Raw genomic sequence first — 25435 nt, forward strand, 5'->3', positions numbered from 1 at the left:
AAGTAATTAACCCGGTAAAGCCTGTTTTTGCGCCTTGAGATCCTGTTCAATGCCGTCACGAACATCCTGTGGGATCTTCAACGCATCACCCAGCGCATTCAGGTAGCTGCGCTCCATAAAGTGGTCGATATCAATCGCCGCACAGCTCAGGAAGTAAATTTCCAGCGCCTCTTCTTCGTTGCGGATCCCTTGCGCCAGGCGCTGAGGATCCAGCGGCTGTTCGATAGCCCGCTCAATCAGAACGCGGCCTTGCTCCTCAACACCCGCTTCACGAAGCTGCTGTTCAATGGCGGTACGCTCTTTGGCATCAATATGACCATCGCTTTTAGCCGCAAAAACCAGCGCCAGGATCAGGCGTTCAGTTCGCTCATCCAGCGGCGAGCTTTGTACGCCGAACTGCGGCTCATCCTGATGCGCGGCGCGAACTTTATCTTTGTATTTGTTCCACAGCACGGTTCCGGCAACCGCACCACCACCCACCAGAAGCCCGCTGGTGCCGTATTTGCTCAGTAACTTACGTGAGGATTTGTTGGCAACCAGTAATCCCGCCAGACCGCCTAACGCGCCAGGGACCAGAAGTTTACTCAGCCCTTGCTCGCCGGAAGATGATGCGGAGGATCCTTTTTGCCCAAGAAGAGATTGTAGTTGGTTCAGCCAGTTAGCCATTTTGCCCCTCAAGTACAGACGAATAATCGTCAAAGCGTACCCGAGGGGATGTCAGGAAGTGTTCAGCTCATCAAAAGATGTGCAAATACGCTCATTACTGCGGTTGATACTCCGCCGTTCCGGCCTGGCAGTCGACTTTTACCTGATAGTGAATATCCGCGCTTTTTCCGCGAACCGTCAGCGGGACCGACCATTTGCCATCTTTGCCCGTAATATCGGGGGTATTAACCCAGGCGACAGGATCGGCTTGCCCAACACGCTTTTGATCGTCAGCCCAGCGCGCGATGCGATTTTGCTGATAATCACGTTTCACGCTCGCCGCAATACCATCAGCATTCAGCCCTTCGCATTTTGGAAACTGAACATTTTTGCTTTCCATGTTTGCCGCAAAAACAGATACGCTGGCAGATAACAACAGCAGGCTTAACAACGCTCTTTTTTTATACATTTTTTTCTCCTTTATCTCCCCTTCTTCTTTCCGGTTGCATGTAGCAACGCGAAAGGACGTCAGGGATTGCACAATGATTCAGGGAAAAGCATGGTACAAAACGTCAGGAGCGCAAGTCGTTTCAGGCAGCCTGGGTATCATCCTCAGCGTGCGCGTCATCTTTAACGGCCTGCGGAGACGGCAGCTTGCCGTTTTTCAGGATGGCGCTCAGCACATCTTTTTGCTCAGCCAGCCACAGGGAAAGCGCTTCACGCTGCTCGTCTTCAAGCGCTACCGGTGACTGCTCCAGCCATGTGTCGAGCAAATCCGCTGTATCAAGCATTTTGTCATACGCATCGGCTTCCTTTTTGCTGGTAAACGACATTTTTTCCTCACCTTCCCGAATGACTACGTATTTAACTTCAACCGCCATTTTTGCAGCCTCTTAAATTACCTGTATTTATGTACAGTATATTCTTTTTGCGCCCTGAAATCAACCTGGTAATAAAGACAGACGCAAACGTTTTCGTATATACTGCGCCCAGATAAAACAGGGGATTAATTTATGACGTTATTAGGCACAGCGCTGCGTCCCGCAGCAACGCGAGTGATGTTATTAGGTTCAGGTGAACTGGGTAAAGAAGTGGCGATCGAATGCCAACGGCTGGGTGTGGAAGTCATTGCCGTGGATCGTTACCCCGACGCGCCAGCCATGCACGTTGCCCATCGCACATACGTAATCAATATGCTCGATGGCGAAGCGTTACGCGAGGTTGTCGAGCGTGAAAAACCACATTATATCGTGCCGGAAATAGAGGCGATTGCCACGGATATGCTGGTAAAGCTGGAACAGGAAGGGCAACACGTTGTGCCGTGCGCACGAGCAACCCAACTGACCATGAACCGCGAAGGGATCCGTCGCCTCGCCGCAGAGGAGCTGTCTTTACCAACCTCTTCTTTCCGCTTTGCAGACAGCGAAACTCGCTTTCGCGAGGCCGTCGCCGAAATCGGCTTTCCTTGCATCGTGAAGCCAGTAATGAGTTCCTCAGGTAAGGGGCAAAGCTTTATTCGTTCAGCCGATCGGCTCACCGAAGCCTGGAACTATGCTCAACAGGGAGGCCGGGCAGGCGCCGGGCGCGTTATCGTCGAAGGCGTGGTAGATTTTGATTTTGAAATTACCCTGCTTACCGTTAGCGCTGTTGATGGCGTACACTTTTGCGCGCCGGTAGGGCATCGTCAGGAAGATGGCGATTATCGTGAATCCTGGCAGCCTCAGCAGATGAGCGACCTGGCGCTGGCGCGCGCGCAGGAGATTGCCCGTAAAGTCGTGCTGGCGTTAGGCGGCTACGGTCTGTTTGGCGTGGAGCTGTTTGTCTGCGGTGATGAGGTCATTTTTAGCGAAGTCTCCCCTCGCCCGCACGACACCGGGATGGTGACCTTAATTTCGCAGGACCTGTCTGAATTTGCCTTGCACGTCCGCGCATTTCTCGGTCTGCCCGTTGGCGCAATCCGTCAGTACGGGCCTTCCGCTTCCGCCGTTATTCTGCCGCAACTTAGCAGCCAGAATGTGACGTTTGATAACGTACAGGCCGCCGTGGGCGCTGGCCTGCAAGTACGATTCTTTGGTAAGCCGGAGATCGACGGGAGCCGTCGTTTAGGCGTGGTACTGGCTACAGCGCAAACCATTGAAGACGCGGTTGAACGCGCGAAACACGCCGCCGCACAGGTGAAAGTTACAGGATAAAAAACCAGACCCGTAGGCCGGATAAGGCGTTGATGCCGCATCCGGCCTACGGTTTACACATTAACGGCTTACTGCTTCGCGCCTTCTACTGCTTCACGAGCCAGTTTGGTAATGCGTTCGTAATCGCCAGCTTCCAGCGCATCTGCCGGAACCAGCCAGGAACCACCGATGCACAGCACGCTTTTCAGCGCGAGGTAGTCACGGTAATTCGCCGGAGAGATACCACCGGTTGGGCAGAAACGTACCTGAGAGAACGGGCCCGCAATCGCCTGCAGCGCTTTAGTACCGCCGTTCGCTTCCGCCGGGAAGAATTTGAACTCTTTCAATCCGTAGTCCATACCCAGCATCAGTTCAGAAACCGTGCTGATGCCAGGGATCAGCGGAATAGTCCCTTCCGTTGCGGCTTTTAACAGCGGCTCGGTCAGACCCGGGCTGATAGCAAACTGCGCACCGGCTTCGGTGACTTCAGCCAGTTGTTGCGGATTCAGTACAGTACCTGCGCCGACGATGGCGTCCGGAACTTCTTTCGCGATCGCGCGAATGGCATCCATCGCACATGCGGTACGTAAGGTCACTTCCAGAACGCGCACGCCACCTGCAACCAGCGCTTTTGCCATCGGCACCGCATGTTCCAGTTTATTAACCACAATAACCGGTACAACCGGGCCAGTGGTCAGGATTGCTTCTGCACTTGTCTTCCAGTTTTTCATCAGAGTTTTCTCTCGCCTGATTACAAAATAAGTCTTAAAAAGTGATACAGGTTGCGCCCTGCTCCGCTCCGGACAGCTTCTCACGCAACGCGCTGAACATTTCACGTCCGGTCCCCACGCGCGATGCGCTGAAGTCTGGAATGTGAGGCTGACGTGAGGCAAGTTCTTCTTCGTCAACCAGCAGCGTCAATTCACCTGTCTGTCCATTCACACGAATGATGTCGCCATCACGTACTTTTGCCAGCAGACCACCATCATAGGCTTCTGGGGTTACATGGATTGCTGAAGGCACTTTACCTGAAGCACCTGAAAGTCGTCCATCGGTAACTAACGCAATTTTGAAACAACGGTCCAATAATACACCAAGTGGCGGCATGAGTTTATGTAATTCTGGCATTCCGTTCGCTTTTGGTCCCTGATGACGCACAACAACTACGCAATCGCGGTCAAGCAGACCGGCATCGAACGCCGGTAACACATCGTGCTGACTTTCAAAAACAACTGCCGGCGCTTCAATAACCTGATTTTCAACCGGTACCGCCGACGTTTTCATCACTGCGCGCCCGAGGTTACCGCTCAGCACTTTAGTGCCGCCGTGGTGAGAGAAAGGTTGGTCAAAGGTGGCAATCACGTTGCTGTCCAGTGATTTCGCCGCCCCTTCGCGCCAGTCCAGTTCACCGTTGTTAAGCCACGGCTCCATGGTGTAACGCGATAAACCGAATCCGGCAACGGTATTCACATCTTCATGCAGCAGACCCGCGTTCAGCAGCTCACGCATTAGCACCGGTACGCCGCCCGCCGCCTGGAAATGGTTAATATCCGCCGGACCGTTCGGGTACAAACGCGCCATCAGCGGCACGATATCGGACAGATCGGAGAAGTCATCCCAGTTAATCAGAATCCCGGCCGCGCGCGCCATGGCCACCAGATGCATCGTGTGGTTAGTTGAGCCCCCGGTCGCCAGCAGCGCCACAATTCCGTTCACCACCACTTTTTCATCGATCATTTTACCGATCGGCATCCATTCATTGCCGTTCCCGGTAAGACGCGTAACCTGACGGGCGGCAGCAGCGGTCAACGCTTCACGCAGCGGCGCATCCGGATGGACGAATGAGGAGCCTGGCAGTTGCATCCCCATGAACTCAACGACCATCTGGTTGGTATTCGCCGTACCGTAGAACGTACAGGTACCCGGTGCGTGATAAGACGCCGCCTCGGACTCGAGCAGCGCCATGCGATCAACTTTGCCTTCCGCATAGAGTTGACGAATACGCACTTTTTCTTTGTTCGCCAGGCCGCTCGCCATCGGCCCGGAAGGAATGAAGATTGACGGCAGATGACCGAATGACAGCGCCGCCATCACCAGGCCAGGGACAATTTTATCGCACACGCCGAGGAACAACGCGCCATCGAACATATTGTGAGAGAGACCTACAGCCGCTGACATCGCAATCACTTCACGACTGAGCAGCGAAAGCTCCATCCCATCCTGTCCCTGGGTAACACCGTCACACATGGCCGGCACACCACCGGCAACCTGACCTACCGCATTGGCTTCATGCAGCGCCTGGCGAATGATAGCCGGATAATGTTCATATGGCTGATGCGCAGAAAGCATGTCGTTGTAGGAGGTAATGATCGCGATATTGTTACGCAGCATGCTTTTCAGCGATGCTTTATCGTCCGGTTGACACGCGGCAAAGCCATGCGCCAGGTTACCGCATGCCAGTTGCGAACGATGAACGGTGGTCGATTTAGCTTGTTCAATACGGGCGAGGTAGGCGGAACGTGTATGGCGAGAACGTTCGACGATACGTTGTGTTACGCGTAACAAATTCGGATTCATAGAGGCTCCTAAAATTTATCTGTCAGAGCGGTAGGGTTAACAATGCTTATCAGTCGTGTTAAAAAGTGCTGAATCGCTTGTTTGCCGTAGCTCAGGGGCAAAATCGTTTCAGGCAGTGTAATAAAAAAAGCCCCGCGGGTGAATCCACGCGAGGCTTAAAAGTGCAAAAATTATTCTGCAATCTGTGTTAGATCATGTTACCGGTAAAATAACTCCTATGGGTAAGGCGATCTTTTACTCGAATTCGTTCCAGGAACGACCATCTCGGGTGATCATTGCCACAGAGGCAACCGGTCCCCAGGTCCCTGCCTGATACGGCTTCGGCGCATCGTTGTCCATCGCCCATGCTTCGGTAATTGAGTCGACCCACTTCCAGGCTTCTTCAACTTCATCACGACGCACAAACAGCGCCTGAATACCGCGCATCGTTTCAAGCAGCAGTCGCTCATAGGCGTCGGCCAGATGCGTCTGGTTAAAGGTTTCGGAATAGCTCAGATCAAGCTTGGTGATTTGCAGGTTATGCTTGTGGTCCAGACCCGGCACTTTGTTCAGCACCTGGATATCAACACCTTCATCAGGCTGCAAACGAATAGTCAGCTTGTTCTGCGGCAGATCCTGCCAGGATTCCCGGAACAGATTCAGCTCAGGCGTTTTGAAATAGACGACAACTTCAGAGCACTTCGTCGGTAAACGCTTGCCGGTACGCAGATAGAACGGAACGCCCGCCCAACGCCAGTTATCGATATCCACACGGATCGCCACAAACGTTTCCGTATTGCTGCTTTTGTTCGCGCCCTCTTCTTCCAGATATCCTGGAACTTTTTTGCCCTGGGCAAAACCCGCGGTGTACTGACCGCGAACCGTCTTTTCACGCACGTTTGAGCGGTCGATACGGCGTAGTGATTTCAGTACCTTCACTTTTTCATCACGAATGCTGTCAGCGCTCAGGTCCGACGGCGGAGACATCGCGATCATGCACAAGATCTGCAGCAGGTGGTTTTGGATCATGTCGCGCATTTGACCGGCCTGGTCAAAATAGCCCCAGCGACCTTCAATACCCACTTCTTCCGCGACGGTAATTTCAACGTGATCGATCGTGCGGTTATCCCAGTTGTTTACAAACAGGGAGTTGGCAAAACGCAGTGCCAGCAGGTTCAGCACCGTCTCTTTACCGAGATAGTGGTCGATACGATAAACCTGACACTCTTCGAAATATTCACCGACCTGATCATTGATCTCGCGCGATGTTGCCAATGACGTTCCCAACGGTTTTTCCATCACGACGCGGGCAGGTTTAGCATTCAGCTTTGCTTCACCCAAACCTTTGCAGATCGCGCCAAAGGTGCTTGGCGGCATCGCGAAATAGTTAATCGTGGTCCGTGATTTCTGATCCAGCATTTCACCCAGACGGCTAAATGCGGCGGTATCATTGACATCCAGATTACAAAACTCCAGACGGCCGCTGAGGGTCTCCCACAAACCTTCATCAATTTTTTCTTTCATGAAGGTTTCGAGCGCTTCGCGCACAACCTTGGTATAGGCTGCTTTGTCCCAGTCGGCACGCCCTACCCCGATGATACGGGTTTCCGGGTTAATCTGGCCGGCCTTTTCCAGTTGATACAGGGAAGGCAGCAATTTCCGCCGCGCCAGGTCGCCCTTCGCGCCGAAAATGACCAGGTCACATGCCTGGGCTGTTTGCGTTACCGCCATGTCATTCTCCTCAATTAAGTGTCTGGTGCTTTTGCCAGAAACTGGTTGTAATTTTATTACAGTGCACTGTACTGCTTTTACGTGAATCCGGAAACCGTAAACGCTTATCCAGCCGTGCTGTTACCGCAAACAGGCGTTTGATTGGCGTTTACCTCTGCAAAATGGATAAAAAAGTCGCTTTTTTTCGTAGCCATGAAGAAGTAACAAAACCAGACTTCGATCATGTAATGAAAAAAAACAACAACTATTCTGTCCATTTTGCCCCGTTCCTTCCGTGGCAGGGGTAATATCTAGCAAATGTATCCCCCGATTTCCCCGTATCGCTGAAATCGTTTTTTCCCATGAGCCATGAGTCGACCTACATCATGAATATGCTGGAAAAAATCCAGTTAAAACTGGAACAGTTGAGCAAATCAGAGCGTAAAGTCGCTGACATTATTCTTGCCTCACCCGACCGGGCAATCCATTCAAGCATCGCTGCGCTTGCGCTGGAAGCCAACGTCAGCGAGCCGACGGTGAACCGCTTCTGTCGCAGTATGGATACGCGCGGCTTTCCTGATTTTAAACTTCATCTGGCGCAAAGTCTGGCAAATGGCACCCCTTATGTTAATCGTAATGTGGATGAGGATGACAGCGTAGAATCTTACACGGGAAAAATCTTCGAGTCGGCGATGGCAAGTCTTGACCACGTTCGCCAGTCTCTGGATAACACCGCGGTAAACAGGGCGGTGGATTTGTTAACCCAGGCGAAGAAAATTGCCTTTTTTGGCCTTGGGTCTTCCGCCGCGGTAGCGCACGACGCGATGAACAAATTTTTTCGTTTTAACGTACCGGTGATCTATTCCGACGATATTGTACTGCAACGTATGAGTTGCATGAATTGTAGCGACGACGACGTTATTGTGCTGATTTCGCATACCGGAAGAACCAAAACTCTGGTTGAACTGGCGCAGTTGGCGAGGGAAAACGACGCGATGGTTATCGCCTTGACCTCTCCCGGCACGCCGCTGGCGCGCGAAGCCACGCTGGCCATTACCCTCGACGTACCGGAAGATACTGACATTTATATGCCCATGGTCTCTCGACTTGCTCAACTGACCGTGATAGATGTGCTGGCTACAGGATTTACTTTGCGCCGCGGGGCAAAATTTAGAGATAACTTGAAGCGTGTCAAGGAAGCACTCAAGGAATCGCGTTTTGATAAAGAATTACTCATCAAGAGTGATGATCGCTAAAAGCAATAACAATGTTCTACCCTTTTATCATCCGGGTCGTTCATTTACCGTCAATGTTTGAGAACGACCGGATTAATGTTCACGCAACACCTAGTTGTTTCAGTCAACGGAGTATTACATGTCCAGAAGGCTTCGCAGAACCAAAATCGTTACCACGTTAGGCCCAGCAACTGATCGCGATAACAACCTCGAAAAAATTATCGCTGCGGGTGCGAACGTCGTACGTATGAACTTTTCGCACGGCTCTCCAGAAGATCACAAAATGCGGGCGGATAAGGTCCGTGAAATTGCCGCAAAACTGGGACGCCATGTAGCTATTTTGGGTGACCTGCAGGGACCTAAAATCCGCGTATCAACCTTTAAAGAAGGTAAAGTTTTTCTTAATGTTGGCGACAAGTTCCTGTTAGACGCCAACCTTGGCAAAGGCGAAGGCGACAAAGAAAAAGTCGGGATCGATTATAAAGGTCTGCCTGCTGACGTCGTGCCAGGCGATATCCTGCTACTTGATGACGGTCGCGTACAGCTTAAGGTGCTGGAAGTCCAGGGAATGAAAGTCTTCACCGAAGTCACCGTCGGCGGCCCGCTGTCCAATAATAAGGGCATCAACAAACTGGGCGGCGGTCTTTCTGCTGAAGCCCTGACCGAAAAAGATAAAGCTGACATCGTCACTGCAGCGCAAATCAGCGTTGATTATCTGGCCGTCTCCTTCCCGCGCTGCGGCGAAGACCTGAACTATGCCCGTCGTCTGGCGCGCGACGCAGGTTGCGATGCGAAAATCGTCGCCAAGGTAGAACGTGCGGAAGCTGTCTGCGACCAGAATGCGATGGATGACATCATTCTGGCTTCCGACGTGGTGATGGTCGCGCGTGGCGACCTGGGCGTTGAAATCGGCGATCCTGAGCTGGTAGGTATTCAAAAAGCGTTGATTCGTCGCGCACGTCAGCTGAACCGTGCGGTCATTACCGCCACACAGATGATGGAGTCGATGATTACCAACCCAATGCCGACCCGTGCGGAAGTGATGGACGTGGCTAACGCCGTTCTGGACGGTACCGATGCCGTTATGCTCTCTGCAGAAACGGCAGCAGGCCAGTACCCGGCAGAAACCGTCGCGGCAATGGCTCGCGTATGCCTGGGTGCCGAGAAGATCCCGAGCATCAATGTCTCCAAACACCGTCTTGACGTGCAGTTTGACAACGTCGAAGAAGCAATTGCTATGTCAGCGATGTATGCCGCTAACCACCTGAAAGGGGTAACCGCTATCATCGCGATGACTGAGTCTGGTCGTACCGCGCTGATGACCTCTCGTATCAGTTCTGGCCTGCCGATTTTCGCGATGTCTCGTCATGAGCGTACGCTGAATCTGACCTCTCTGTATCGCGGTGTCACCCCGGTTCACTTTGACAGCGAAACTGATGGCGTGGTTGCCGCCAATGAAGCGGTGAACCTCCTGCGCGATAAAGGTTATCTGGTTTCCGGCGACCTGGTGATTGTGACCCAGGGCGATGTCATGAGTACCATTGGCTCAACCAATACCACGCGTATTCTGACCGTCGAGTAACTACCGTCTGATGTAAAAAGGCCTCTCACATGAGAGGCCTTTTTTATTTCTTCGGATAGAGATCTTTGCGTTTATAAGGCTCAATTTCACCCGGTTTACGCGTCTTAAGCAGTTTTAAAATCCAGGTGTATTGCTCAAGGCGTGGGGCAACAAAAATTTCCACCTCTTCGTTCATTCGTCTGGCAATAGTGTGATCATCCGCCGTCAGGATGTCATCCATCGGAGGACGTACCTGGATCGTCAGGCGGTGCGTTTTACCATCATATACCGGGAACAGAGGCACCACGCGGGCGTGGCATACTTTCATCAGACGACCAATCGCCGGTAACGTTGCTTTATAGGTCGCAAAAAAGTCCACAAACTCGCTGTGTTCAGGACCATGGTCCTGATCCGGCAAATAGTATCCCCAATATCCCTGACGTACAGACTGAATAAACGGTTTGATACCATCATTACGCGCATGCAGGCGGCCACCGAAACGACGGCGCACCGTGTTCCAGACGTAATCGAATACCGGGTTTCCCTGGTTGTGGAACATCGCCGCCATTTTCTGCCCCTGGGAAGCCATCAACATCGCCGGGATGTCCACCCCCCAGCCATGAGGAACGAGAAAAATCACCTTTTCATCGTTGCGACGCATCTCTTCGATGATATCCAGGCCTTGCCAGTCAACCCGACTCTGAATTTTCTCCGGGCCGCGTATCGCCAGTTCCGCCATCATGACCATCGCCTGAGGCGCGGTCGCGAACATTTCATCGACAATGGCCTCGCGCTCAGCTTCACTACGCTCAGGAAAGCAGAGAGACAAATTGATCAATGCTCTGCGACGCGAGCTTTTTCCCAGTCTTCCGGCGAGCCGTCCGAGCTTTGCCAAAATAGGATCGCGGAATGATGCTGGCGTTAACGCAATCCCGGCTATCGCCGCCACGCCAAGCCAGGCGCCCCAGTAGCGCGGATGGCGAAATGATTTGTGAAACTCAGGGATATACTCAATATTCTTTTTTTTCGTTTCCATGCTCTTCCAGTGTCTGGTATCGCGAAAAGTAAATCTGCTGATAGTGTAGCGGCGCACCGTGTGCCGTACAAAATAAAAAAGCCGGCACGCATCGCGTACCGGCTCTGTCAGTGTGCTAATTAATCAAAACGCAGTTGAGGAACAACTTCTTTCACCTGTGCCAGGTAATCAGTGCGATCTGAACCGGTCAACCCTTCTGTACGCGGCAGTTTCGCCGTCAGCGGGTTAACAGCCTGCTGGTTGATCCAAACTTCGTAATGCAGGTGCGGGCCCGTTGAACGTCCGGTATTGCCTGACAGCGCGATACGGTCGCCACGTTTCACTTTTTGTCCTGGCTTAACCAATAGCTTACGCAGGTGCATATAACGCGTAGTGTAGGTGCGACCATGACGTACCGCAACATAGTACCCAGCGGCGCCGCTGCGCTTCGCGACAACCACTTCACCATCACCCACCGATAGCACTGGCGTCCCCTGCGGCATCGCAAAGTCGACACCTTTATGCGGCGCTACGCGTCCCGTCACCGGGTTCAGGCGACGCGGGTTAAAGTTCGAGGAGATGCGGAACTGTTTCGCCGTTGGGAAACGCATAAAGCCTTTCGCCAGTCCAGTACCATTTCGGTCATAGAACTTACCGTCTTCAGCGCGGATGGCGTAATAATCTTTGCCTTCAGAACGCAAACGCACGCCCAGCAGTTGGCTTTGCTCACGTTTGCCGTCGAGCATTTCGCGAGACATCAGCACCGAGAACTCATCGCCTTTTTTCAGTTTGCGGAAATCCATCTGCCACTGCATGGCCTTGATCACCGCACTGATTTCAGAGCTGGTCAGCCCGGCATCTTTAGCACTGGCAACGAAGCTCCCGCCGACTGTGCCTTTGATACGGCTGTTGACCCAATCGCCCTGCTGCATTTCGCTACTCATTTTGAAACCCGTCGCAGTGCGATCGTAAGTACGGGTTTCGCGACGAGAAACTTCCCAGGTCAGGCGTTGCAGGTCACCTTCCGCGCTTAGCGTCCAGGAAAGTTGCTGGCCAATTTTCAGGTTACGCAACTCTTTATCGGAAGCAGCAAGCTGGCTGATGTCACCCATATCGATGCCGTACTGATTCAGAATACTGCTCAGCGTATCGCCCGTAGAGACGACATACTCATGCACACCGGCCTCACCAGACGTTTTGTCATCCAGTTCATCCTGGGGGATAGCTTCATCTTCCTGAGCGGCCTGATCGATAGGTTCGCTGGCCTCAGGCAACAGAGAACGAATCTCGCTTTTTTCCAGCTCGATAGTTTTGACGATGGGTGCAGAATCGGGGTGGTAAACATAGGGCCGCCAGACAGCGACGGCCAATGTCAGTACGGTAAGCGACCCCAGCATAACGCGATGGGGTCGCGGCAGATTATTAAATGCCAGAGCGACAGAGCGGGCTATCTGTTGCACGTATTCACTTCCTCATTAATCTCCTTTCAGGCAGCTCGCATACTGGTTGGCTAATTGGTTCAAAAACGCTGAATAGCTTGTTTTACCCAGTTTGATATTCGTTCCGAGTGGATCCAACGTTCCCATTCGAACGGTTGTCCCTCTCGCGACGGCTTCAACGACCGCTGGCCTGAACTGTGGCTCAGCAAAAACGCAGGTTGCTTTTTGCTCAACCAACTGTGTTCTTATTTCATGTAAACGCTGCGCACCAGGTTGAATCTCAGGGTTCACGGTAAAGTGACCAAGCGGTGTTAGTCCGTAGTGTTTCTCGTAGTAGCCATAGGCGTCATGAAAAACGAAATAACCTTTGCCCTTGAGCGGCGCGAGCTCGTTACCTACCTGCTTATCGGTTGCGGCTAATTGTGCCTCAAAATCCTTCAGGTTGGCGTCAAGTTTGGCTCGACTTTGCGGCATAAGTTCCACTAATTTTTCATGGATTGCAACCGCTGAGGCCCGCGCTATCTCTGGGGAGAGCCAAAGATGCATGTTGTAATCGCCGTGATGGTGATGCTCGTCACTTTTTTCACCACCCGCATCGCTGTGTCCATGATCGTCATCGTCGTCGTCAGCACCTTTCATGAGTAACGGTTTCACGTCATTAAGCTGCGCAATCGTTACCTGTTTCGCGTTAGGAATATTCTTGACTGACTTTTCCATAAACGCTTCCATCTCAGGTCCAATCCACACGACTAAGTCCGCGCCCTGTAAGCGTTTTACGTCTGAAGGACGCAGTGAGTAATCGTGTTCGGAAGCCCCGTCAGGCAGCAGAACCTGGGTATCAGTTACCCCATCAGCAATGGCTGAAGCGATAAATCCTAGCGGCTTAAGAGACGCCACAACGGCAGCATTTGCCGCCTGTGTTGCACTACCCCAAAGAGCAGCGGATAATGCTGCGAAAAGAAGCGTATTTTTATGTAACATAATGCGACCAATCATCGTAACGAATGTAAGAAATGTGATATTATAACATTCTATAACTTCTGCAAGACTAAAATTGATATGACGACTTTGGTTTCACTGGAAAATGTCTCGGTCTCTTATGGTCAACGCCGCGTCCTTTCTGACGTATCGCTTGAACTTCGACCCGGTAAAATTTTGACGCTTCTCGGCCCAAATGGTGCCGGGAAGTCAACCCTGGTGCGCGTTGTTTTAGGGCTGGTAGCGGCTGACGAGGGAGTTATCAAGCGTAATGGTCAATTGCGGATTGGCTATGTGCCGCAAAAGCTGTACCTCGATACCACGCTTCCACTGACGGTCAGTCGTTTTCTGCGCTTACGTCCCGGCACCAAAAAGGAGGATATTCTTCCGGCGCTGAAGCGCGTTCAGGCCGGGCATCTGATGAATGCGCCGATGCAAAAACTCTCTGGCGGGGAAACGCAACGCGTCCTGTTGGCCCGTGCTTTATTGAATAAGCCTCAGCTACTGGTTCTTGATGAACCGACCCAGGGTGTGGATGTCAATGGTCAGGTCGCACTGTACGATCTTATCGACCAGTTACGACGTGAACTGGATTGCGCCGTACTGATGGTTTCCCATGACCTGCATCTGGTGATGGCTAAAACCGATGAAGTGCTGTGCCTCAACCATCATATTTGCTGTTCCGGCGCGCCGGAAGTGGTTTCCATGCACCCGGAATTCATCTCAATGTTCGGGCAACGCGGCGCCGAACAACTCGGAATTTACCGTCATAATCATAATCATCGCCACGATTTACAGGGTCGTATCGTCTTACGCCGGGGAAATGGTCACTCATGATTGAATTGTTATTACCCGGTTGGTTAGCCGGGATCATGCTGGCCTGTGCCGCCGGCCCACTCGGCTCGTTCGTCGTCTGGCGTCGTATGTCTTATTTTGGTGATACGCTGGCCCACGCTTCACTGCTGGGCGTCGCTTTTGGTCTGCTGCTGAATGTAAATCCTTTCTATGCCGTCATTGCCGTGACCCTGATGCTGGCGGCCGGTCTGGTATGGCTGGAGAAGCGCCCTCACCTCGCGATCGATACCTTGCTTGGTATTATGGCGCACAGCGCGTTGTCATTGGGGCTGGTTGTCGTCAGCTTGATGTCAAACATCCGCGTGGATCTGATGGCCTACCTGTTTGGTGATTTACTCGCCGTGACGCCAGAAGATCTCATCTCCATCGCCATTGGCGTGATTATCGTTCTGGCGATTCTGTTCTGGCAATGGCGCAACCTGCTGTCGATGACCATCAGTCCGGACCTGGCGTTTGTTGATGGCGTGAAGCTGCAACGCGTTAAGCTGTTGCTGATGCTGGTTACAGCTTTAACTATCGGTGTGGCGATGAAGTTTGTCGGGGCGCTGATTATCACCTCTCTGCTGATCATCCCTGCGGCAACCGCCCGTCGTTTCGCCCGCACACCGGAACAGATGGCAGGCGTCGCCGTTGGTGTGGGTATGATAGCGGTTACAGGGGGGCTGACCTTCTCAGCCTTTTATGATACCCCAGCAGGTCCATCCGTAGTGCTGTGTGCCGCGCTGCTGTTTATCTTCAGTATGATGAAAAAGCAGGCAAGCTAAGCGAGTGTTGCCCGGTGGCGCTGCGCTTACCGGGCCTACAAAATCGCCCTGGCCTGGTGAGCGTAGCGACTTCAGCCGCTAAGGCATCTCTGGCGGCGTGATCCCGAAATGGTTCCAGGCGCGCACCGTTGCCATTCTTCCGCGCGGCGTACGCTGCAGAAAACCTTGCTGAATCAGATACGGCTCCAGCACATCCTCAATGGTTTCACGTTCTTCCCCGATCGCCGCCGCCAGGTTATCCAGGCCGACCGGTCCACCGAAGAATTTATCGATCACCGCCAGCAGCAGCTTGCGGTCCATATAATCGAAGCCTTCCGCGTCGACGTTGAGCATATCCAGCGCCTGAGCGGCGATATCCGCCGAAATGGTGCCGTCATGCTTCACCTCCGCAAAATCACGTACCCGGCGTAATAAACGGTTGGCGATACGCGGCGTACCGCGGGCGCGACGCGCCACTTCCAACGCCCCTTCATCGCTCATTTCCAGTCCCATGAAGCGGGCGCTACGTCCGACAATGTGCTGCAGATCGGCGACCTGATAGAACTCCAGTCGCTGCACAATACCAAAGCGGTCACGCAGCGGGGACGTTAACGACCCGGCGCGCGTCGTCGCCCCAATCAGGGTAAACGGCGGCAGATCGATCTTAATTGAACGTGCAGCAGGCCCTTCGCCAATCATGATATCCAGTTGATAATCTTCCATCGCCGGATACAGCACCTCTTCCACCACCGGCGACAGGCGATGGATTTCATCGATAAAGAGAACATCGTGGGGTTCAAGGTTAGTGAGCATCGCCGCCAGATCGCCCGCTTTCTCCAGCACAGGTCCGGATGTGGTGCGCAGGTTGACGCCCATTTCATTGGCCACAATATTGGCAAGCGTGGTTTTACCGAGGCCAGGAGGACCAAAAATCAGCAGGTGATCGAGGGCATCACCGCGCAGCTTTGCCGCCTGAATAAAAATCTCCATTTGCGAGCGTACCTGAGGCTGGCCAATATACTCTTCCAGCAATTTAGGGCGGATCGCACGATCCACCAGGTCTTCAGGTGTCGTGCTGACAGCCGAAATCAGGCGATCTGCTTCAATCATCCTTTACCTCACAATGCCGCGCGAAGCGCTTCACGAATCAGGGTTTCACTGCTGGCATCAGGGCGAGCAATTTTGCTCACCATGCGGCTGGCTTCCTGTGGTTTATAGCCTAACGCCACCAGCGCAGCAACCGCTTCCTGCTCGGCGTCCTCTGTTGCCGGACTTGCCGGAGAGGTCAGGACCAGATCCGCCGCCGGGGTAAAGAGATCGCCATGCAGACCTTTAAAGCGGTCCTTCATTTCTACAATCAAACGCTCGGCAGTTTTCTTTCCAATGCCGGGTAACTTCACCAGCGCGCCAAGTTCTTCACGTTCAACGGCATTCACGAACTGCTGGGCAGACATACCGGAGAGGATCGCCAGCGCCAGCTTCGGGCCTACGCCGTTGGTTTTAATTAACTCTTTAAATAGCGTGCGTTCTTGCTTGTTGTTGAAGCCATACAGCAACTGCGCATCTTCACGCACCACAAAATGGGTGAAGATAATCGCTTCCTGTCCGGCTTCCGGCAGCTCGTAGAAACAGGTCATGGGCATATGCACTTCATAGCCTACCCCACCCGTTTCCAGAAGGACCAGCGGGGGTTGTTTTTCAAGAATGATGCCTCTGAGTCTGCCTATCACATGACGCTCCTGCGTTAAGGGCTAAAAGGTAATGCGCTATCATAAAAAAAGGCTGGATAGATATCCAGCCTCATTTGTCACTAACGTAACCGACCTCGCGCCAGATTCAGCCTCGACTCGCTCATTTGCATGGCATTCTGACTGACATGGCAGTGGGTAATGGCAATCGCCAACGCATCCGCGGCGTCCGCCTGCGGGTTGGCGGGCAGCTTCAGTAGCGTACGCACCATATGCTGCACCTGGCTTTTTTCCGCGCTACCGATGCCAACCACGGTCTGTTTTACCTGGCGGGCCGCATATTCAAAGACCGGAAGATCCTGATTGGTCGCCGCAACGATGGCCACGCCGCGCGCCTGCCCCAGCTTTAGCGCCGAGTCGGCGTTCTTCGCCATAAAAACCTGCTCAATGGCAAAATAGTCCGGCTGGAACTGGGTGATTATCTCCGTCACGCCCGCATAAATCAGCTTCAGACGTGATGGAAGATCGTCAACTTTGGTGCGAATACAGCCGCTGCCGAGGTAGGTCAGTTGCCTGCCGACCTGACGGATTACGCCATAACCGGTAATGCGTGACCCCGGGTCAATGCCGAGAATAATAGACATCACGCATCTCCTGTTACTTTATGGCTTAACCACATCATTCTAAGGTCGCAGCAACCTCATCGGAGATTTCACCGTTGTGGTAAACTTCCTGTACGTCGTCGCAGTCTTCCAGCATATCGATCAGACGCATCAGTTTCGGTGCCGTTTCTGCATCCATGTCTGCTTTAGTGGACGGGATCATCGTCACTTCAGCGCTGTCTGCTTTCAGGCCAGCCGCTTCCAGCGCGTCACGCACTTTGCCCATCTCTTCCCACGCGGTGTAAACATCAATTGCGCCGTCGTCGTAGGTCACTACATCTTCTGCACCGGCTTCCAGGGCCGCTTCCATGATGGTGTCTTCGTCGCCTTTCTCAAAAGAGATCACGCCTTTTTTGCTGAACAGGTAAGCCACAGAGCCGTCGGTGCCCAGGTTACCGCCGGTTTTGCTGAACGCATGACGCACTTCAGCCACGGTACGGTTACGGTTGTCAGACAGGCATTCAATCATCACCGCGGTGCCGCCAGGGCCGTAACCTTCATAGATGATGGTCTCCATATTCGAGTCTTCATCACCGCCCACGCCACGCGCGATGGCACGGTTCAGGGTGTCACGGGTCATGTTGTTGGACAGCGCTTTATCCACCGCCGCGCGCAGACGCGGGTTAGCATCCGGATCGCCCCCGCCCAGTTTAGCCGCCGTCACCAGCTCACGAATGATTTTGGTGAAAATTTTACCGCGCTTGGCATCCTGCGCGGCTTTACGATGTCTGGTATTGGCCCATTTACTATGACCTGCCATAAATAATATCTCCAAAAAGCGCGCCTTCTCAGGCGACGTTAATCACAAATTCTTCAATCGCCTGCCGATTACTCCACGACTTGGTTAACTGGGCGGCTTCAACCGCATTAACCCAACGATAGGTCAGATGTTCGGTGAACACGACCTCTCGTTCTGAGGGAAGTGCCAGGCAAAACCAGGATTCAGTATTACGTTCAATTCCCGGCGCATAGCGATGACGTAAATGGCTAAAAATCTCAAACTCCACCGTGCGCTGACAGTCAATTAAGGTCAGTTGCTCAGTCGCAACATCAATGGCGACCTCTTCCTTTACTTCGCGCATGGCGGCCTGCGACGCGGTTTCACCCTCTTCCAGGCTGCCGGTGACCGACTGCCAGAAGTCAGGATCGTCGCGTCGCTGTAACATCAGCACTCTCCCGGTGTCCTTTGCATAAATCACGACCAACACCGAGACAGGCTGTTTGTACTTCATATCAGTTATTCTCGGCCTTCTTCATAACCTGAATGCTCAGTTCCGCCAGCGCTGCTTCGTTAGCGAAGCTTGGCGCTTCAGTCATCAGACACGCGGCTGCCGTCGTTTTCGGGAAGGCAATAACGTCGCGAATGTTATCAGTACCCGTCAGCAACATGGTCAGACGATCCAGACCAAACGCCAGGCCCGCATGCGGCGGAGTACCATATTTTAGCGCATCCAGCAGGAAGCCGAATTTCTCGCGCTGCTCTTGCTCGTTAATGCCCAGAATACCGAATACGGTCTGCTGCATGTCACCGTTGTGAATACGTACGGAACCACCACCTACTTCATAGCCGTTGATAACCATATCGTAAGCGTTGGCAACCGCATCTTCCGGCGCAGCTTTCAGCTCAGCAGCGGTCATGTCTTTCGGCGAGGTGAACGGGTGGTGCATCGCGGTCAGACCGCCTTCACCATCGTCTTCAAACATCGGGAAGTCGATGACCCACAGCGGCGCCCATTTCGACTCGTCGGTAATGCTCAGATCTTTACCCAGTTTCAGACGCAGCGCGCCCATCGCGTCGGCAACCACTTTCTTGTTGTCGGCACCGAAGAAAATCATGTCGCCGTCTTGCGCTCCGGTACGCGCCAGAATCGCTTCCACGATTTCTGCGTTCAGGAACTTAGCCACCGGGCTGGTGATACCTTCCAGACCTTTCGCACGCTCGGTGACTTTGATGTAAGCCAGACCTTTCGCGCCGTAGATCTTAATAAAGTTACCGTAATCATCGATCTGCTTACGGCTTAAGCTCGCACCGCCCGGTACGCGCAGAGCGGCTACACGGCCTTTCGGATCGTTCGCCGGACCAGAGAACACCGCGAACTCAACGTCTTTCACCAGATCAGCGACGTCAACCAGTTCCATTGGGTTACGCAGGTCTGGTTTATCGGAGCCGTAACGGCGCTCAGCCTCGGCAAAGGTCATGATCGGGAAATCGCCCAGATCCACACCTTTCACTTCCAGCCACAGATTCCGCACTAACGCTTCCATTACTTCACGCACCTGCGGCGCAGTCATGAAAGACGTCTCGACGTCGATCTGGGTAAATTCAGGCTGACGGTCAGCACGTAAGTCTTCATCGCGGAAGCATTTTACGATCTGATAGTAGCGGTCAAAGCCAGACATCATCAGCAGCTGTTTGAACAGCTGAGGAGACTGCGGCAGCGCGTAAAACTTGCCTTTATGAACGCGGGAAGGCACCAGATAATCGCGCGCGCCTTCCGGCGTCGCTTTGGTCAACATCGGGGTTTCGATGTCGAGGAAGCCGTGATCGTCCATAAAACGACGCACCAGGCTGGTAATTTTGGCGCGTGTTTTCAGGCGCTGCGCCATTTCAGGACGACGCAGATCCAGATAACGATACTTCAGACGCGCTTCTTCGGTATTGACGTGGTTAGAGTCCAGCGGCAGTGAGTCTGAGCGGTTGATGATGGTCAGATCGGACGCCAGTACTTCAATTTCGCCAGTTGCCATATCGGCATTGACGTTTTTCGCATCACGCGCACGCACGGTGCCCGTAACCTGGATGCAGAACTCATTACGCAGTTCGGAGGCCAGCTTTAACGCGTCCGCACGGTCCGGATCGAAAAATACCTGCACGATACCTTCGCGGTCGCGCATATCGATAAAGATCAGGCTACCAAGATCACGACGACGGTTGACCCAACCACACAGAGTCACCTGCTGCCCCTCGTGGGACAGACGTAGCTGCCCGCAATATTCTGTACGCATGAGATATCCCTTAACTTTGCCGCAGGCGGATTGTCATCTGTCTCGCAGATGACGAAGTCGCAGCTTTAGCTGAATGTCACAACTGAATGAAAAAAGGCGGCTATTATACTGGAAATTCTGCCGCACGATAAGTCCGGTACTGACTGTACGCCTGTTTCCTCGACGGGCATTGCGTAATCTCACAAAAAATAACAAAAATTGTCGCCCCTTTCACACTGATTCGCGATTAAGGTGTAACGGAATTCTTATTTTTTACTGGAGTGACCATGCTGGAACTGAACGCAACAACAACCGCCCTTGTCGTTATTGACTTACAGGAAGGGATCCTGCCTTTCGCTGGCGGACCACATACGGCACACGATGTGGTTATCCGCGCCGCACGGTTGGCGGAAAAATTTCGTGCTAAGGGTTCTCCAGTAGTGATGGTACGCGTTGGCTGGTCTGATGATTATGCTGAAGCGCTGAAACAGCCGGTTGATGCCCAGGCCCCGGCCAAAGCGTTACCCGACAACTGGTGGGATTATCCGCAAGCCCTGGGCAAATGCGCCAGCGATCTGGAAGTCACCAAACGTCAGTGGGGCGCGTTCTACGGTACCGATCTCGAGCTACAGTTGCGCCGCCGGGGTATCGATACCATCGTTCTGTGTGGCATCTCCACGAATATTGGCGTGGAATCCACCGCGCGAAACGCGTGGGAGCTAGGTTTCAATCTGATTGTTGCGGAAGATGCCTGTAGCTCCGCCAGTGCTGACCAGCATCAAGGCAGCATGACACACATTTTCCCACGCATTGCGCGCGTGCGCAGCGTGGACGAGATCCTGCACGCGTTATGATCTATATCGGCTTACCCCAGTGGTCGCACCCGAGATGGGTGCGACTTGGGATCACCAGCCTGGAAGAGTATGCCCGCCACTTTAACTGCGTGACGCAGGTATTTTAGAAATCACTAAAGAACGCCCAAGAGCATGTGTTTTCTTTAGTATATTCAACGCATTAAAAATTAACACCATGTGAAATTCGGTAAAGTTCATACGTGTTATAACGTCCCAATCATGCCCCAAAATGCCCCAAAGCAGACATTTTTGCCCCAAGCATGCCCCAAAAAAAGCTATTCAATCATGCCTCATCATCCATCTTGACACTGTACAAATAACCAGTTAAATATTTGCTTGTATTTGCACAGTAATAGAGGGGTCATCATGCGTATCGAAATCAGCATTGCAAAAGAAAAAATCAGTAAAATGCCCAAAGGCTCTGTAGAAGCGTTAAAACAGGAAATGACACGCCGAATCAGTAAGCATTATGAGGACGTGGAGGTCATTGTCAAATCGGCCAGTAACGACGGGTTATCAGTCCTGCGATCGACCAATAAAGAAGATGATAAAGCATTTGTACAGGAAACTCTGCAGGATGCCTGGGAAAATGCGGACGACTGGTTTGTTCGATAATCACCAGGTAAACTCAGCTTCAGCTGGCAGTCATTCAATACTCACACTATCGAACGATTGCCAGTTTGCCGCCGCCCTTCTTGCACAACAGATCTGCGGTACGTTTGATTCAGGCGCAAACCTTTTGACTACGCATGAATCTGATACCCAATAGAATTGGCCCCAGAAACGCAAAAGAAACAACCAAAACAATCAACTCAGGAAGCCAGAATGCAAAAATTAATATTAGTGCCATAACTTCCCAGTGACGCAATTCCCCAGGGTCTTCGTACATTCTCAAAACATATAATGTCGAAAAAACACATAAAGCAATAAAATATGACTTTTTATAATCAAAAACAGACGTAATCTTTCACACCTAAGCTAATACTGCGTTCAGAGTCAGCCAGCACAGGAATACAGTGTACATTCCTATTGCCAGACAACTCCTTATATGGCAGTTGCAGTAATTGATCACCGTACCTAATAGCGAAGCTTTTACAGCCTTGCAACCTCTACTGTGCACGACTACCTGAGCCCTATTCAACATAATCTGATGAAGTGATCCTACCAACCCAATCAAACATGATTTGCATATGGCTGCCTTCAGGTATTTTAATTCCAACATGGCAAGCATTAACACCCGTGGTATCACCTACAATAATTCTGCCATCAAGCATATAAACCCTGATGCCTACCCCTTGCTTGAAACACTTATTGCATATCGAAAAGAAATCCTGCTTTGTTGGCTCATATGGCTGTGTGTTGAATGTCCCACTAGTCACTAACTCAGTAACAATTCCGGAGTTATCCTGCAGCTCTTCAAGTGAAGCAAGAGACTCCAGTTTTACTTCGATTCTGTTGCTTCCTTTAGGAGTATCTGACGCCAGAATTAAGTTCTCATTCTGATTGAATTTTGAGATGTAACCAATTATCAACTGCCCATTGCAGCTAACCATCTTAACCAGGCAATCATGAAAACGCAGAAACTGTATCCGACGAGCGAGCATTGAATAGTCACGTGGCCACTTTTCAGCCACACGCCCATAAGAAATATCATTCATTACCAGAACATCCATTCAATCCTGAAAGCATTATTCTAAACGAAAAAAAACCCCGCCGGAGCGGGGTTTGCGCGATAAATGTAAATTAACGCAGCAGAGACAGGACGTTCTGCGTGGTCTGGTTTGCCTGCGCCAGAACAGAAGTACCCGCCTGTTGCAGAATGTTTGCACGAGACATGTTGGACACTTCAGTCGCGTAGTCAGCATCTTCGATACGGCTACGGGCTTCAGACAGGTTGTTTACGGTGTTACCCAAGTTAGTGATGGTAGAGTTGAAACGGTTCTGTACCGCACCCAGGTCGGAACGCAGGTCAGCAACTTTCGCCAGCGCCGCGTCGATTTTAGCCAGCGGACTTTCGGTTTTGGTGGTAGCCACTTCGTTCAGCGCTGCACCAGTTTTGAAGTCGTGACCTTTAACACTGGAAGCCAGGTATTGTTTATTGCCAACAGTTGCCACTTCAGTTTTGCCGTTTACACCACCGAATTGGACAGCGGCTTTCTGGCCCACGCCTTTGTCATCAGTGTAATCAACTGTTTTAGCCGTAATGGTTTTAGTTTTCTCGTCATATTCAGCAGCATAGAACTTGCCATCAACTTTGAGAGCATAACCACCGTCGATCGCTTTGCCATTTTTGTCTTCGAAAGACATTTTGACCAGAGTGGTATTGTCTTTCGTTGCGCCAGCAACACCTGCGGCCACTAATGCTTCAGCCGCTTTTTCTGTAGACGGTTTCACCGCAGCCGCAGTTTCTACTTGTTTAGCTGTTACAGTGGTGGTGTCAGCAGTGGTGATATCTTTGTCTTTAGTTTTGATGGTTACCGTGCCGTCAGTATCATCGATATCAACTTCATACAGACCATCGCCTTCAGTATCACTAGCAGTAAAACCGGTACCCGTAATATTGGCGTAATACTTGCCATCTTTTAATTCGAAACTATCAATTTTCCCGCTAGTACCTTTTGCCGCGTTATTAATTGCTGTTTGGTCAGGTTTTGCAATAACAACATCTTTAGTAACTGCAGGAGTGCCGACATCAGTTGTTTTAGGAGTATAAGCATTCTGCACGCTCAGGGTATCCAGACCCAGCGTTTTGGAGTTGATTTCTTTCAGGTTGATATCGATGGTTTCGCCATCGTTGGCACCGACCTGAATGGTCAGGGTGTTGTCTTTCGCCAGCACTTTCACGCCGTTGAACTGAGTCTGACCGGAAACGCGGTCGATTTCGTTCAGACGCTGAGTGATTTCAGCCTGGATGGAGTCGAGGTCAGACTGGGAGTTGGTACCAGTAGAAGACTGAACCGCCAGTTCACGAACACGTTGCAGGTTGTTGTTGATTTCAGACAGAGAACCTTCAGTGGTCTGCGCGATGGAGATACCATCGTTGGCGTTACGGGACGCCTGAGTCAGACCTTTGATGTTAGAGGTGAAGCGGTTAGCAATCGCCTGACCAGCAGCATCGTCTTTCGCGCTGTTGATACGCAGACCGGAAGACAGACGCTCAATAGCGGAGCTCAGAGAAGACTGAGATTTGTTCAGGTTGTTCTGGGTCAACAGCGACAGGCTGTTTGTATTGATAACTTGTGCCATAAAATATTCCTTTTGGGTTATTACGCCAGGCTTGCCTGTGTCATTCAAGTTATCGTCATCAATCAATTAAACTTTACTATTTTTTTTAATCTCAACAACCAACTGTTTCCAAAAGAACTTAAACAAAACCCACTCTTAAATCAGGTGGATTACTTCTTTTTTTTGCTCCTTTTGCGAGGGCATCGTTCTTAAAAAATGCAAAATACATACGACACAGAAACTGTCACTCTCCGTAATCACTCGAAATTAATTTCCTTGCTAAGAATTTTTCCACTCAGCACTAAATTAGTCATTGTTAATGCCGATACTCAATTCGCCCATAATAAATTTGAACACAAAATAAGCATGTTATTGCCCGCCCGTGCGGGCTTTTTTGTTTTTGCCGTCACATGACAGGACAGTCATCAAACTCCCCTAGCCTCGCATCATTAATAATGTAGGTGATCACCCCGAATACCGGGAGCGAAGTGCCGTATCCTTCCTTTTCGGCTGGTATCGCTTCCCTTCTCCCGTTCTCCAGGTTTATCAGGTGCGGCTTCGGGTGCACCCGGTAACGCTTAATCCTGAATTCTCCATCCATCGCACATATCAGCAACGAACCATCGCATGGCGATAAGGATGAGTCGATAACCAGCAGCGCACCATTTAGTATCCCTTCACGATAATACGAAGCCGCTGCCCGCATAAAATATGTTGCTGATGGATGACGAATAAACTGCTGGTCGAGGGAGATTCGTGTTTCAACATAATCTGCCGCAGGTGATGGGAATCCCATGTCAGTGCCCTCTCTTGAATGACGGATAGAAATACAGTATAAATACTGTATATCCATCCAGTAAAGAGGTGATGCGCAATGTTCGTGGAACTCGTTTATGACAAAAGGAATTTTGATGGTCTGCCAGGTGCAAAAGATATCATTCTGGGCGAATTGAGTAAGAGGGTTCACCGGATCTTCCCCGATGCTGATGTTCGGGTAAAACCGATGATGACACTGCCGGCGATCAATACTGATGCCAGCAAGCATGAGAAAGAACAGATAAGCCGTACTGTTCAGGAAATGTTTGAAGAGGCGGATATGTGGCTGGTTTCAGA

The 25435-nt window shown here is 51.7% G+C and carries 26 protein-coding genes and 1 pseudogene; 9 read left to right on the top strand and 18 right to left on the bottom strand.

All coding sequences use genetic code 11. The features are described 5' to 3' along the window. Nucleotides 1-6 precede the first annotated feature (6 nt). The 3 genes from OGV69_RS17045 to yebG form a co-directional block, all read right to left on the bottom strand. A complete protein-coding gene (locus OGV69_RS17045) occupies nucleotides 7-666 on the bottom strand; it encodes a tellurite resistance TerB family protein (protein ID WP_069324703.1) in 660 nt (219 codons plus the stop codon). A 94-nt stretch (nucleotides 667-760) separates the two neighbouring features. Further along, nucleotides 761-1114 (bottom strand): protein YebF, encoded by a 354-nt coding sequence (yebF, locus tag OGV69_RS17050; protein ID WP_038641408.1) that lies wholly within the window; start codon nucleotides 1112-1114, stop codon nucleotides 761-763. Nucleotides 1115-1235: 121 nt separating this feature from the next. Next, the gene (yebG, locus tag OGV69_RS17055) at nucleotides 1236-1526 is read right to left on the bottom strand and encodes a DNA damage-inducible protein YebG (RefSeq protein WP_038641410.1); all 291 of its coding nucleotides are present in this window, start codon (nucleotides 1524-1526) and stop codon (nucleotides 1236-1238) included. A 132-nt stretch (nucleotides 1527-1658) separates the two neighbouring features. On the opposite strand from yebG, the gene purT reads away from it, so the two are divergent. Then, nucleotides 1659-2837 (top strand): formate-dependent phosphoribosylglycinamide formyltransferase, encoded by a 1179-nt coding sequence (purT, locus tag OGV69_RS17060; RefSeq protein ID WP_069324704.1) that lies wholly within the window; start codon nucleotides 1659-1661, stop codon nucleotides 2835-2837. A gap of 68 nt (nucleotides 2838-2905) precedes the next feature. On the opposite strand, the gene kdgA is transcribed toward purT, so the two are convergent. From kdgA to zwf, 3 genes are all read right to left on the bottom strand, one after another. Next, nucleotides 2906-3547 carry a bifunctional 4-hydroxy-2-oxoglutarate aldolase/2-dehydro-3-deoxy-phosphogluconate aldolase gene (gene kdgA / locus OGV69_RS17065; RefSeq protein WP_038641415.1) on the bottom strand — a complete coding sequence of 214 codons (642 nt, stop codon included), beginning with the start codon at nucleotides 3545-3547 and terminating at the stop codon, nucleotides 2906-2908. Nucleotides 3548-3581: 34 nt separating this feature from the next. Continuing rightward, nucleotides 3582-5393 carry a phosphogluconate dehydratase gene (gene edd, locus OGV69_RS17070; RefSeq protein WP_069324705.1) on the bottom strand — a complete coding sequence of 604 codons (1812 nt, stop codon included), beginning with the start codon at nucleotides 5391-5393 and terminating at the stop codon, nucleotides 3582-3584. A gap of 234 nt (nucleotides 5394-5627) precedes the next feature. Beyond that, the gene (gene zwf, locus OGV69_RS17075; RefSeq protein WP_003034896.1) at nucleotides 5628-7103 is read right to left on the bottom strand and encodes a glucose-6-phosphate dehydrogenase; all 1476 of its coding nucleotides are present in this window, start codon (nucleotides 7101-7103) and stop codon (nucleotides 5628-5630) included. 365 nt (nucleotides 7104-7468) lie between these two features. Here zwf and OGV69_RS17080 point away from each other — a divergent pair, with 365 nt between their 5' ends. Next, nucleotides 7469-8338, top strand: coding sequence for a MurR/RpiR family transcriptional regulator (locus OGV69_RS17080; protein ID WP_038643240.1), 870 nt, complete (start codon nucleotides 7469-7471; stop codon nucleotides 8336-8338). Nucleotides 8339-8456: 118 nt separating this feature from the next. After that, entirely contained in the window at nucleotides 8457-9899 is a 1443-nt protein-coding gene (gene pyk / locus OGV69_RS17085) for a pyruvate kinase (RefSeq protein WP_038641420.1), read from the top strand. A 43-nt stretch (nucleotides 9900-9942) separates the two neighbouring features. On the opposite strand, the gene lpxM is transcribed toward pyk, so the two are convergent. From lpxM to znuA, 3 genes are all read right to left on the bottom strand, one after another. Continuing rightward, the gene (gene lpxM / locus OGV69_RS17090; RefSeq protein WP_069324706.1) at nucleotides 9943-10914 is read right to left on the bottom strand and encodes a lauroyl-Kdo(2)-lipid IV(A) myristoyltransferase; all 972 of its coding nucleotides are present in this window, start codon (nucleotides 10912-10914) and stop codon (nucleotides 9943-9945) included. A 119-nt stretch (nucleotides 10915-11033) separates the two neighbouring features. Then, complete coding sequence (mepM, locus tag OGV69_RS17095) at nucleotides 11034-12353, bottom strand: murein DD-endopeptidase MepM (protein ID WP_050764953.1); 1320 nt, start codon at nucleotides 12351-12353, stop codon at nucleotides 11034-11036. A gap of 15 nt (nucleotides 12354-12368) precedes the next feature. After that, complete coding sequence (gene znuA / locus OGV69_RS17100) at nucleotides 12369-13313, bottom strand: zinc ABC transporter substrate-binding protein ZnuA (RefSeq protein ID WP_038643243.1); 945 nt, start codon at nucleotides 13311-13313, stop codon at nucleotides 12369-12371. 78 nt (nucleotides 13314-13391) lie between these two features. Between znuA and znuC the strand changes: the two genes are divergently transcribed. Both znuC and znuB read left to right on the top strand, forming a co-directional pair. Continuing rightward, nucleotides 13392-14147 (top strand): zinc ABC transporter ATP-binding protein ZnuC, encoded by a 756-nt coding sequence (gene znuC, locus OGV69_RS17105; protein WP_006684140.1) that lies wholly within the window; start codon nucleotides 13392-13394, stop codon nucleotides 14145-14147. Continuing rightward, nucleotides 14144-14929, top strand: coding sequence for a zinc ABC transporter permease subunit ZnuB (znuB, locus tag OGV69_RS17110; protein WP_069324707.1), 786 nt, complete (start codon nucleotides 14144-14146; stop codon nucleotides 14927-14929). Before znuC ends, znuB begins: the two co-directional genes overlap by 4 nt. Before the next feature lie 78 nt (nucleotides 14930-15007). Here the strand turns inward: znuB and ruvB are convergent, their stop codons facing one another. The 6 genes from ruvB to aspS form a co-directional block, all read right to left on the bottom strand. After that, nucleotides 15008-16018, bottom strand: a complete 1011-nt coding sequence (gene ruvB, locus OGV69_RS17115; RefSeq protein ID WP_005120696.1) for a Holliday junction branch migration DNA helicase RuvB — start codon at nucleotides 16016-16018, stop codon at nucleotides 15008-15010. 8 nt (nucleotides 16019-16026) lie between these two features. Beyond that, nucleotides 16027-16638, bottom strand: coding sequence for a Holliday junction branch migration protein RuvA (ruvA, locus tag OGV69_RS17120; protein WP_038641428.1), 612 nt, complete (start codon nucleotides 16636-16638; stop codon nucleotides 16027-16029). 80 nt (nucleotides 16639-16718) lie between these two features. Further along, the gene (gene ruvC, locus OGV69_RS17125; RefSeq protein WP_003034867.1) at nucleotides 16719-17240 is read right to left on the bottom strand and encodes a crossover junction endodeoxyribonuclease RuvC; all 522 of its coding nucleotides are present in this window, start codon (nucleotides 17238-17240) and stop codon (nucleotides 16719-16721) included. 34 nt (nucleotides 17241-17274) lie between these two features. After that, nucleotides 17275-18018, bottom strand: a complete 744-nt coding sequence (locus OGV69_RS17130) for a YebC/PmpR family DNA-binding transcriptional regulator (RefSeq protein WP_006684137.1) — start codon at nucleotides 18016-18018, stop codon at nucleotides 17275-17277. Nucleotides 18019-18046: 28 nt separating this feature from the next. Continuing rightward, nucleotides 18047-18490: a dihydroneopterin triphosphate diphosphatase gene (nudB, locus tag OGV69_RS17135; RefSeq protein WP_069324708.1), complete on the bottom strand. Its 444-nt coding sequence runs from the start codon at nucleotides 18488-18490 to the stop codon at nucleotides 18047-18049. 1 nt (nucleotide 18491) lies between these two features. Beyond that, nucleotides 18492-20264, bottom strand: a complete 1773-nt coding sequence (aspS, locus tag OGV69_RS17140; protein WP_038641432.1) for an aspartate--tRNA ligase — start codon at nucleotides 20262-20264, stop codon at nucleotides 18492-18494. Nucleotides 20265-20530: 266 nt separating this feature from the next. Between aspS and OGV69_RS17145 the strand changes: the two genes are divergently transcribed. The 3 genes and pseudogenes from OGV69_RS17145 to OGV69_RS17155 all read left to right on the top strand — a co-directional run bounded on the left by OGV69_RS17145 (nucleotide 20531) and on the right by OGV69_RS17155 (nucleotide 21712). Continuing rightward, nucleotides 20531-21097, top strand: coding sequence for a hydrolase (locus tag OGV69_RS17145; RefSeq protein WP_069324709.1), 567 nt, complete (start codon nucleotides 20531-20533; stop codon nucleotides 21095-21097). Next, nucleotides 21094-21189, top strand: a pseudogene (locus tag OGV69_RS17150) (hypothetical protein); the annotation flags it as partial. The gene OGV69_RS17145 and the pseudogene OGV69_RS17150, both read left to right, overlap by 4 nt. A 274-nt stretch (nucleotides 21190-21463) precedes the next feature. Beyond that, nucleotides 21464-21712, top strand: a complete 249-nt coding sequence (locus OGV69_RS17155) for a DinI-like family protein (RefSeq protein ID WP_069324710.1) — start codon at nucleotides 21464-21466, stop codon at nucleotides 21710-21712. A gap of 518 nt (nucleotides 21713-22230) precedes the next feature. Here OGV69_RS17155 and OGV69_RS17160 read toward each other — a convergent pair. The 3 genes from OGV69_RS17160 to OGV69_RS17170 form a co-directional block, all read right to left on the bottom strand. After that, complete coding sequence (locus OGV69_RS17160) at nucleotides 22231-22755, bottom strand: phase-1 flagellin repressor protein (protein WP_069324720.1); 525 nt, start codon at nucleotides 22753-22755, stop codon at nucleotides 22231-22233. An 85-nt stretch (nucleotides 22756-22840) separates the two neighbouring features. Further along, entirely contained in the window at nucleotides 22841-24343 is a 1503-nt protein-coding gene (locus OGV69_RS17165; protein ID WP_069324711.1) for a FliC/FljB family flagellin, read from the bottom strand. 385 nt (nucleotides 24344-24728) lie between these two features. Further along, nucleotides 24729-25118, bottom strand: coding sequence for a HumD family translesion DNA polymerase (locus OGV69_RS17170; protein ID WP_069324712.1), 390 nt, complete (start codon nucleotides 25116-25118; stop codon nucleotides 24729-24731). A 78-nt stretch (nucleotides 25119-25196) separates the two neighbouring features. Between OGV69_RS17170 and OGV69_RS17175 the strand changes: the two genes are divergently transcribed. Beyond that, on the top strand, nucleotides 25197-25435 hold a 239-nt coding region (locus OGV69_RS17175; protein WP_286469415.1), incomplete at its 3' end, for a DinI family protein.

Source organism: Citrobacter sp. Cc139 (assembly GCF_030334645.1).
GTDB lineage: Bacteria > Pseudomonadota > Gammaproteobacteria > Enterobacterales > Enterobacteriaceae > Citrobacter > Citrobacter werkmanii.

Coding starts and splice junctions, on each gene's coding strand:
- OGV69_RS17160 (WP_069324720.1), bottom strand. CDS start 22,755: ATGAATGATATTTCTTATGGGCGTGTGGCTGAAAAGTGGCCACGTGAC.
- aspS (WP_038641432.1), bottom strand. CDS start 20,264: ATGCGTACAGAATATTGCGGGCAGCTACGTCTGTCCCACGAGGGGCAG.
- OGV69_RS17145 (WP_069324709.1), top strand. CDS start 20,531: ATGCTGGAACTGAACGCAACAACAACCGCCCTTGTCGTTATTGACTTA.
- OGV69_RS17130 (WP_006684137.1), bottom strand. CDS start 18,018: ATGGCAGGTCATAGTAAATGGGCCAATACCAGACATCGTAAAGCCGCG.
- edd (WP_069324705.1), bottom strand. CDS start 5,393: ATGAATCCGAATTTGTTACGCGTAACACAACGTATCGTCGAACGTTCT.
- purT (WP_069324704.1), top strand. CDS start 1,659: ATGACGTTATTAGGCACAGCGCTGCGTCCCGCAGCAACGCGAGTGATG.
- znuA (WP_038643243.1), bottom strand. CDS start 13,313: ATGTTACATAAAAATACGCTTCTTTTCGCAGCATTATCCGCTGCTCTT.
- OGV69_RS17170 (WP_069324712.1), bottom strand. CDS start 25,118: ATGGGATTCCCATCACCTGCGGCAGATTATGTTGAAACACGAATCTCC.
- lpxM (WP_069324706.1), bottom strand. CDS start 10,914: ATGGAAACGAAAAAAAAGAATATTGAGTATATCCCTGAGTTTCACAAA.
- nudB (WP_069324708.1), bottom strand. CDS start 18,490: ATGAAGTACAAACAGCCTGTCTCGGTGTTGGTCGTGATTTATGCAAAG.
- ruvB (WP_005120696.1), bottom strand. CDS start 16,018: ATGATTGAAGCAGATCGCCTGATTTCGGCTGTCAGCACGACACCTGAA.
- znuB (WP_069324707.1), top strand. CDS start 14,144: ATGATTGAATTGTTATTACCCGGTTGGTTAGCCGGGATCATGCTGGCC.
- yebF (WP_038641408.1), bottom strand. CDS start 1,114: ATGTATAAAAAAAGAGCGTTGTTAAGCCTGCTGTTGTTATCTGCCAGC.
- OGV69_RS17165 (WP_069324711.1), bottom strand. CDS start 24,343: ATGGCACAAGTTATCAATACAAACAGCCTGTCGCTGTTGACCCAGAAC.
- yebG (WP_038641410.1), bottom strand. CDS start 1,526: ATGGCGGTTGAAGTTAAATACGTAGTCATTCGGGAAGGTGAGGAAAAA.
- OGV69_RS17080 (WP_038643240.1), top strand. CDS start 7,469: ATGAATATGCTGGAAAAAATCCAGTTAAAACTGGAACAGTTGAGCAAA.
- zwf (WP_003034896.1), bottom strand. CDS start 7,103: ATGGCGGTAACGCAAACAGCCCAGGCATGTGACCTGGTCATTTTCGGC.
- ruvC (WP_003034867.1), bottom strand. CDS start 17,240: ATGTCTATTATTCTCGGCATTGACCCGGGGTCACGCATTACCGGTTAT.
- kdgA (WP_038641415.1), bottom strand. CDS start 3,547: ATGAAAAACTGGAAGACAAGTGCAGAAGCAATCCTGACCACTGGCCCG.
- OGV69_RS17045 (WP_069324703.1), bottom strand. CDS start 666: ATGGCTAACTGGCTGAACCAACTACAATCTCTTCTTGGGCAAAAAGGA.
- znuC (WP_006684140.1), top strand. CDS start 13,392: ATGACGACTTTGGTTTCACTGGAAAATGTCTCGGTCTCTTATGGTCAA.
- OGV69_RS17155 (WP_069324710.1), top strand. CDS start 21,464: ATGCGTATCGAAATCAGCATTGCAAAAGAAAAAATCAGTAAAATGCCC.
- pyk (WP_038641420.1), top strand. CDS start 8,457: ATGTCCAGAAGGCTTCGCAGAACCAAAATCGTTACCACGTTAGGCCCA.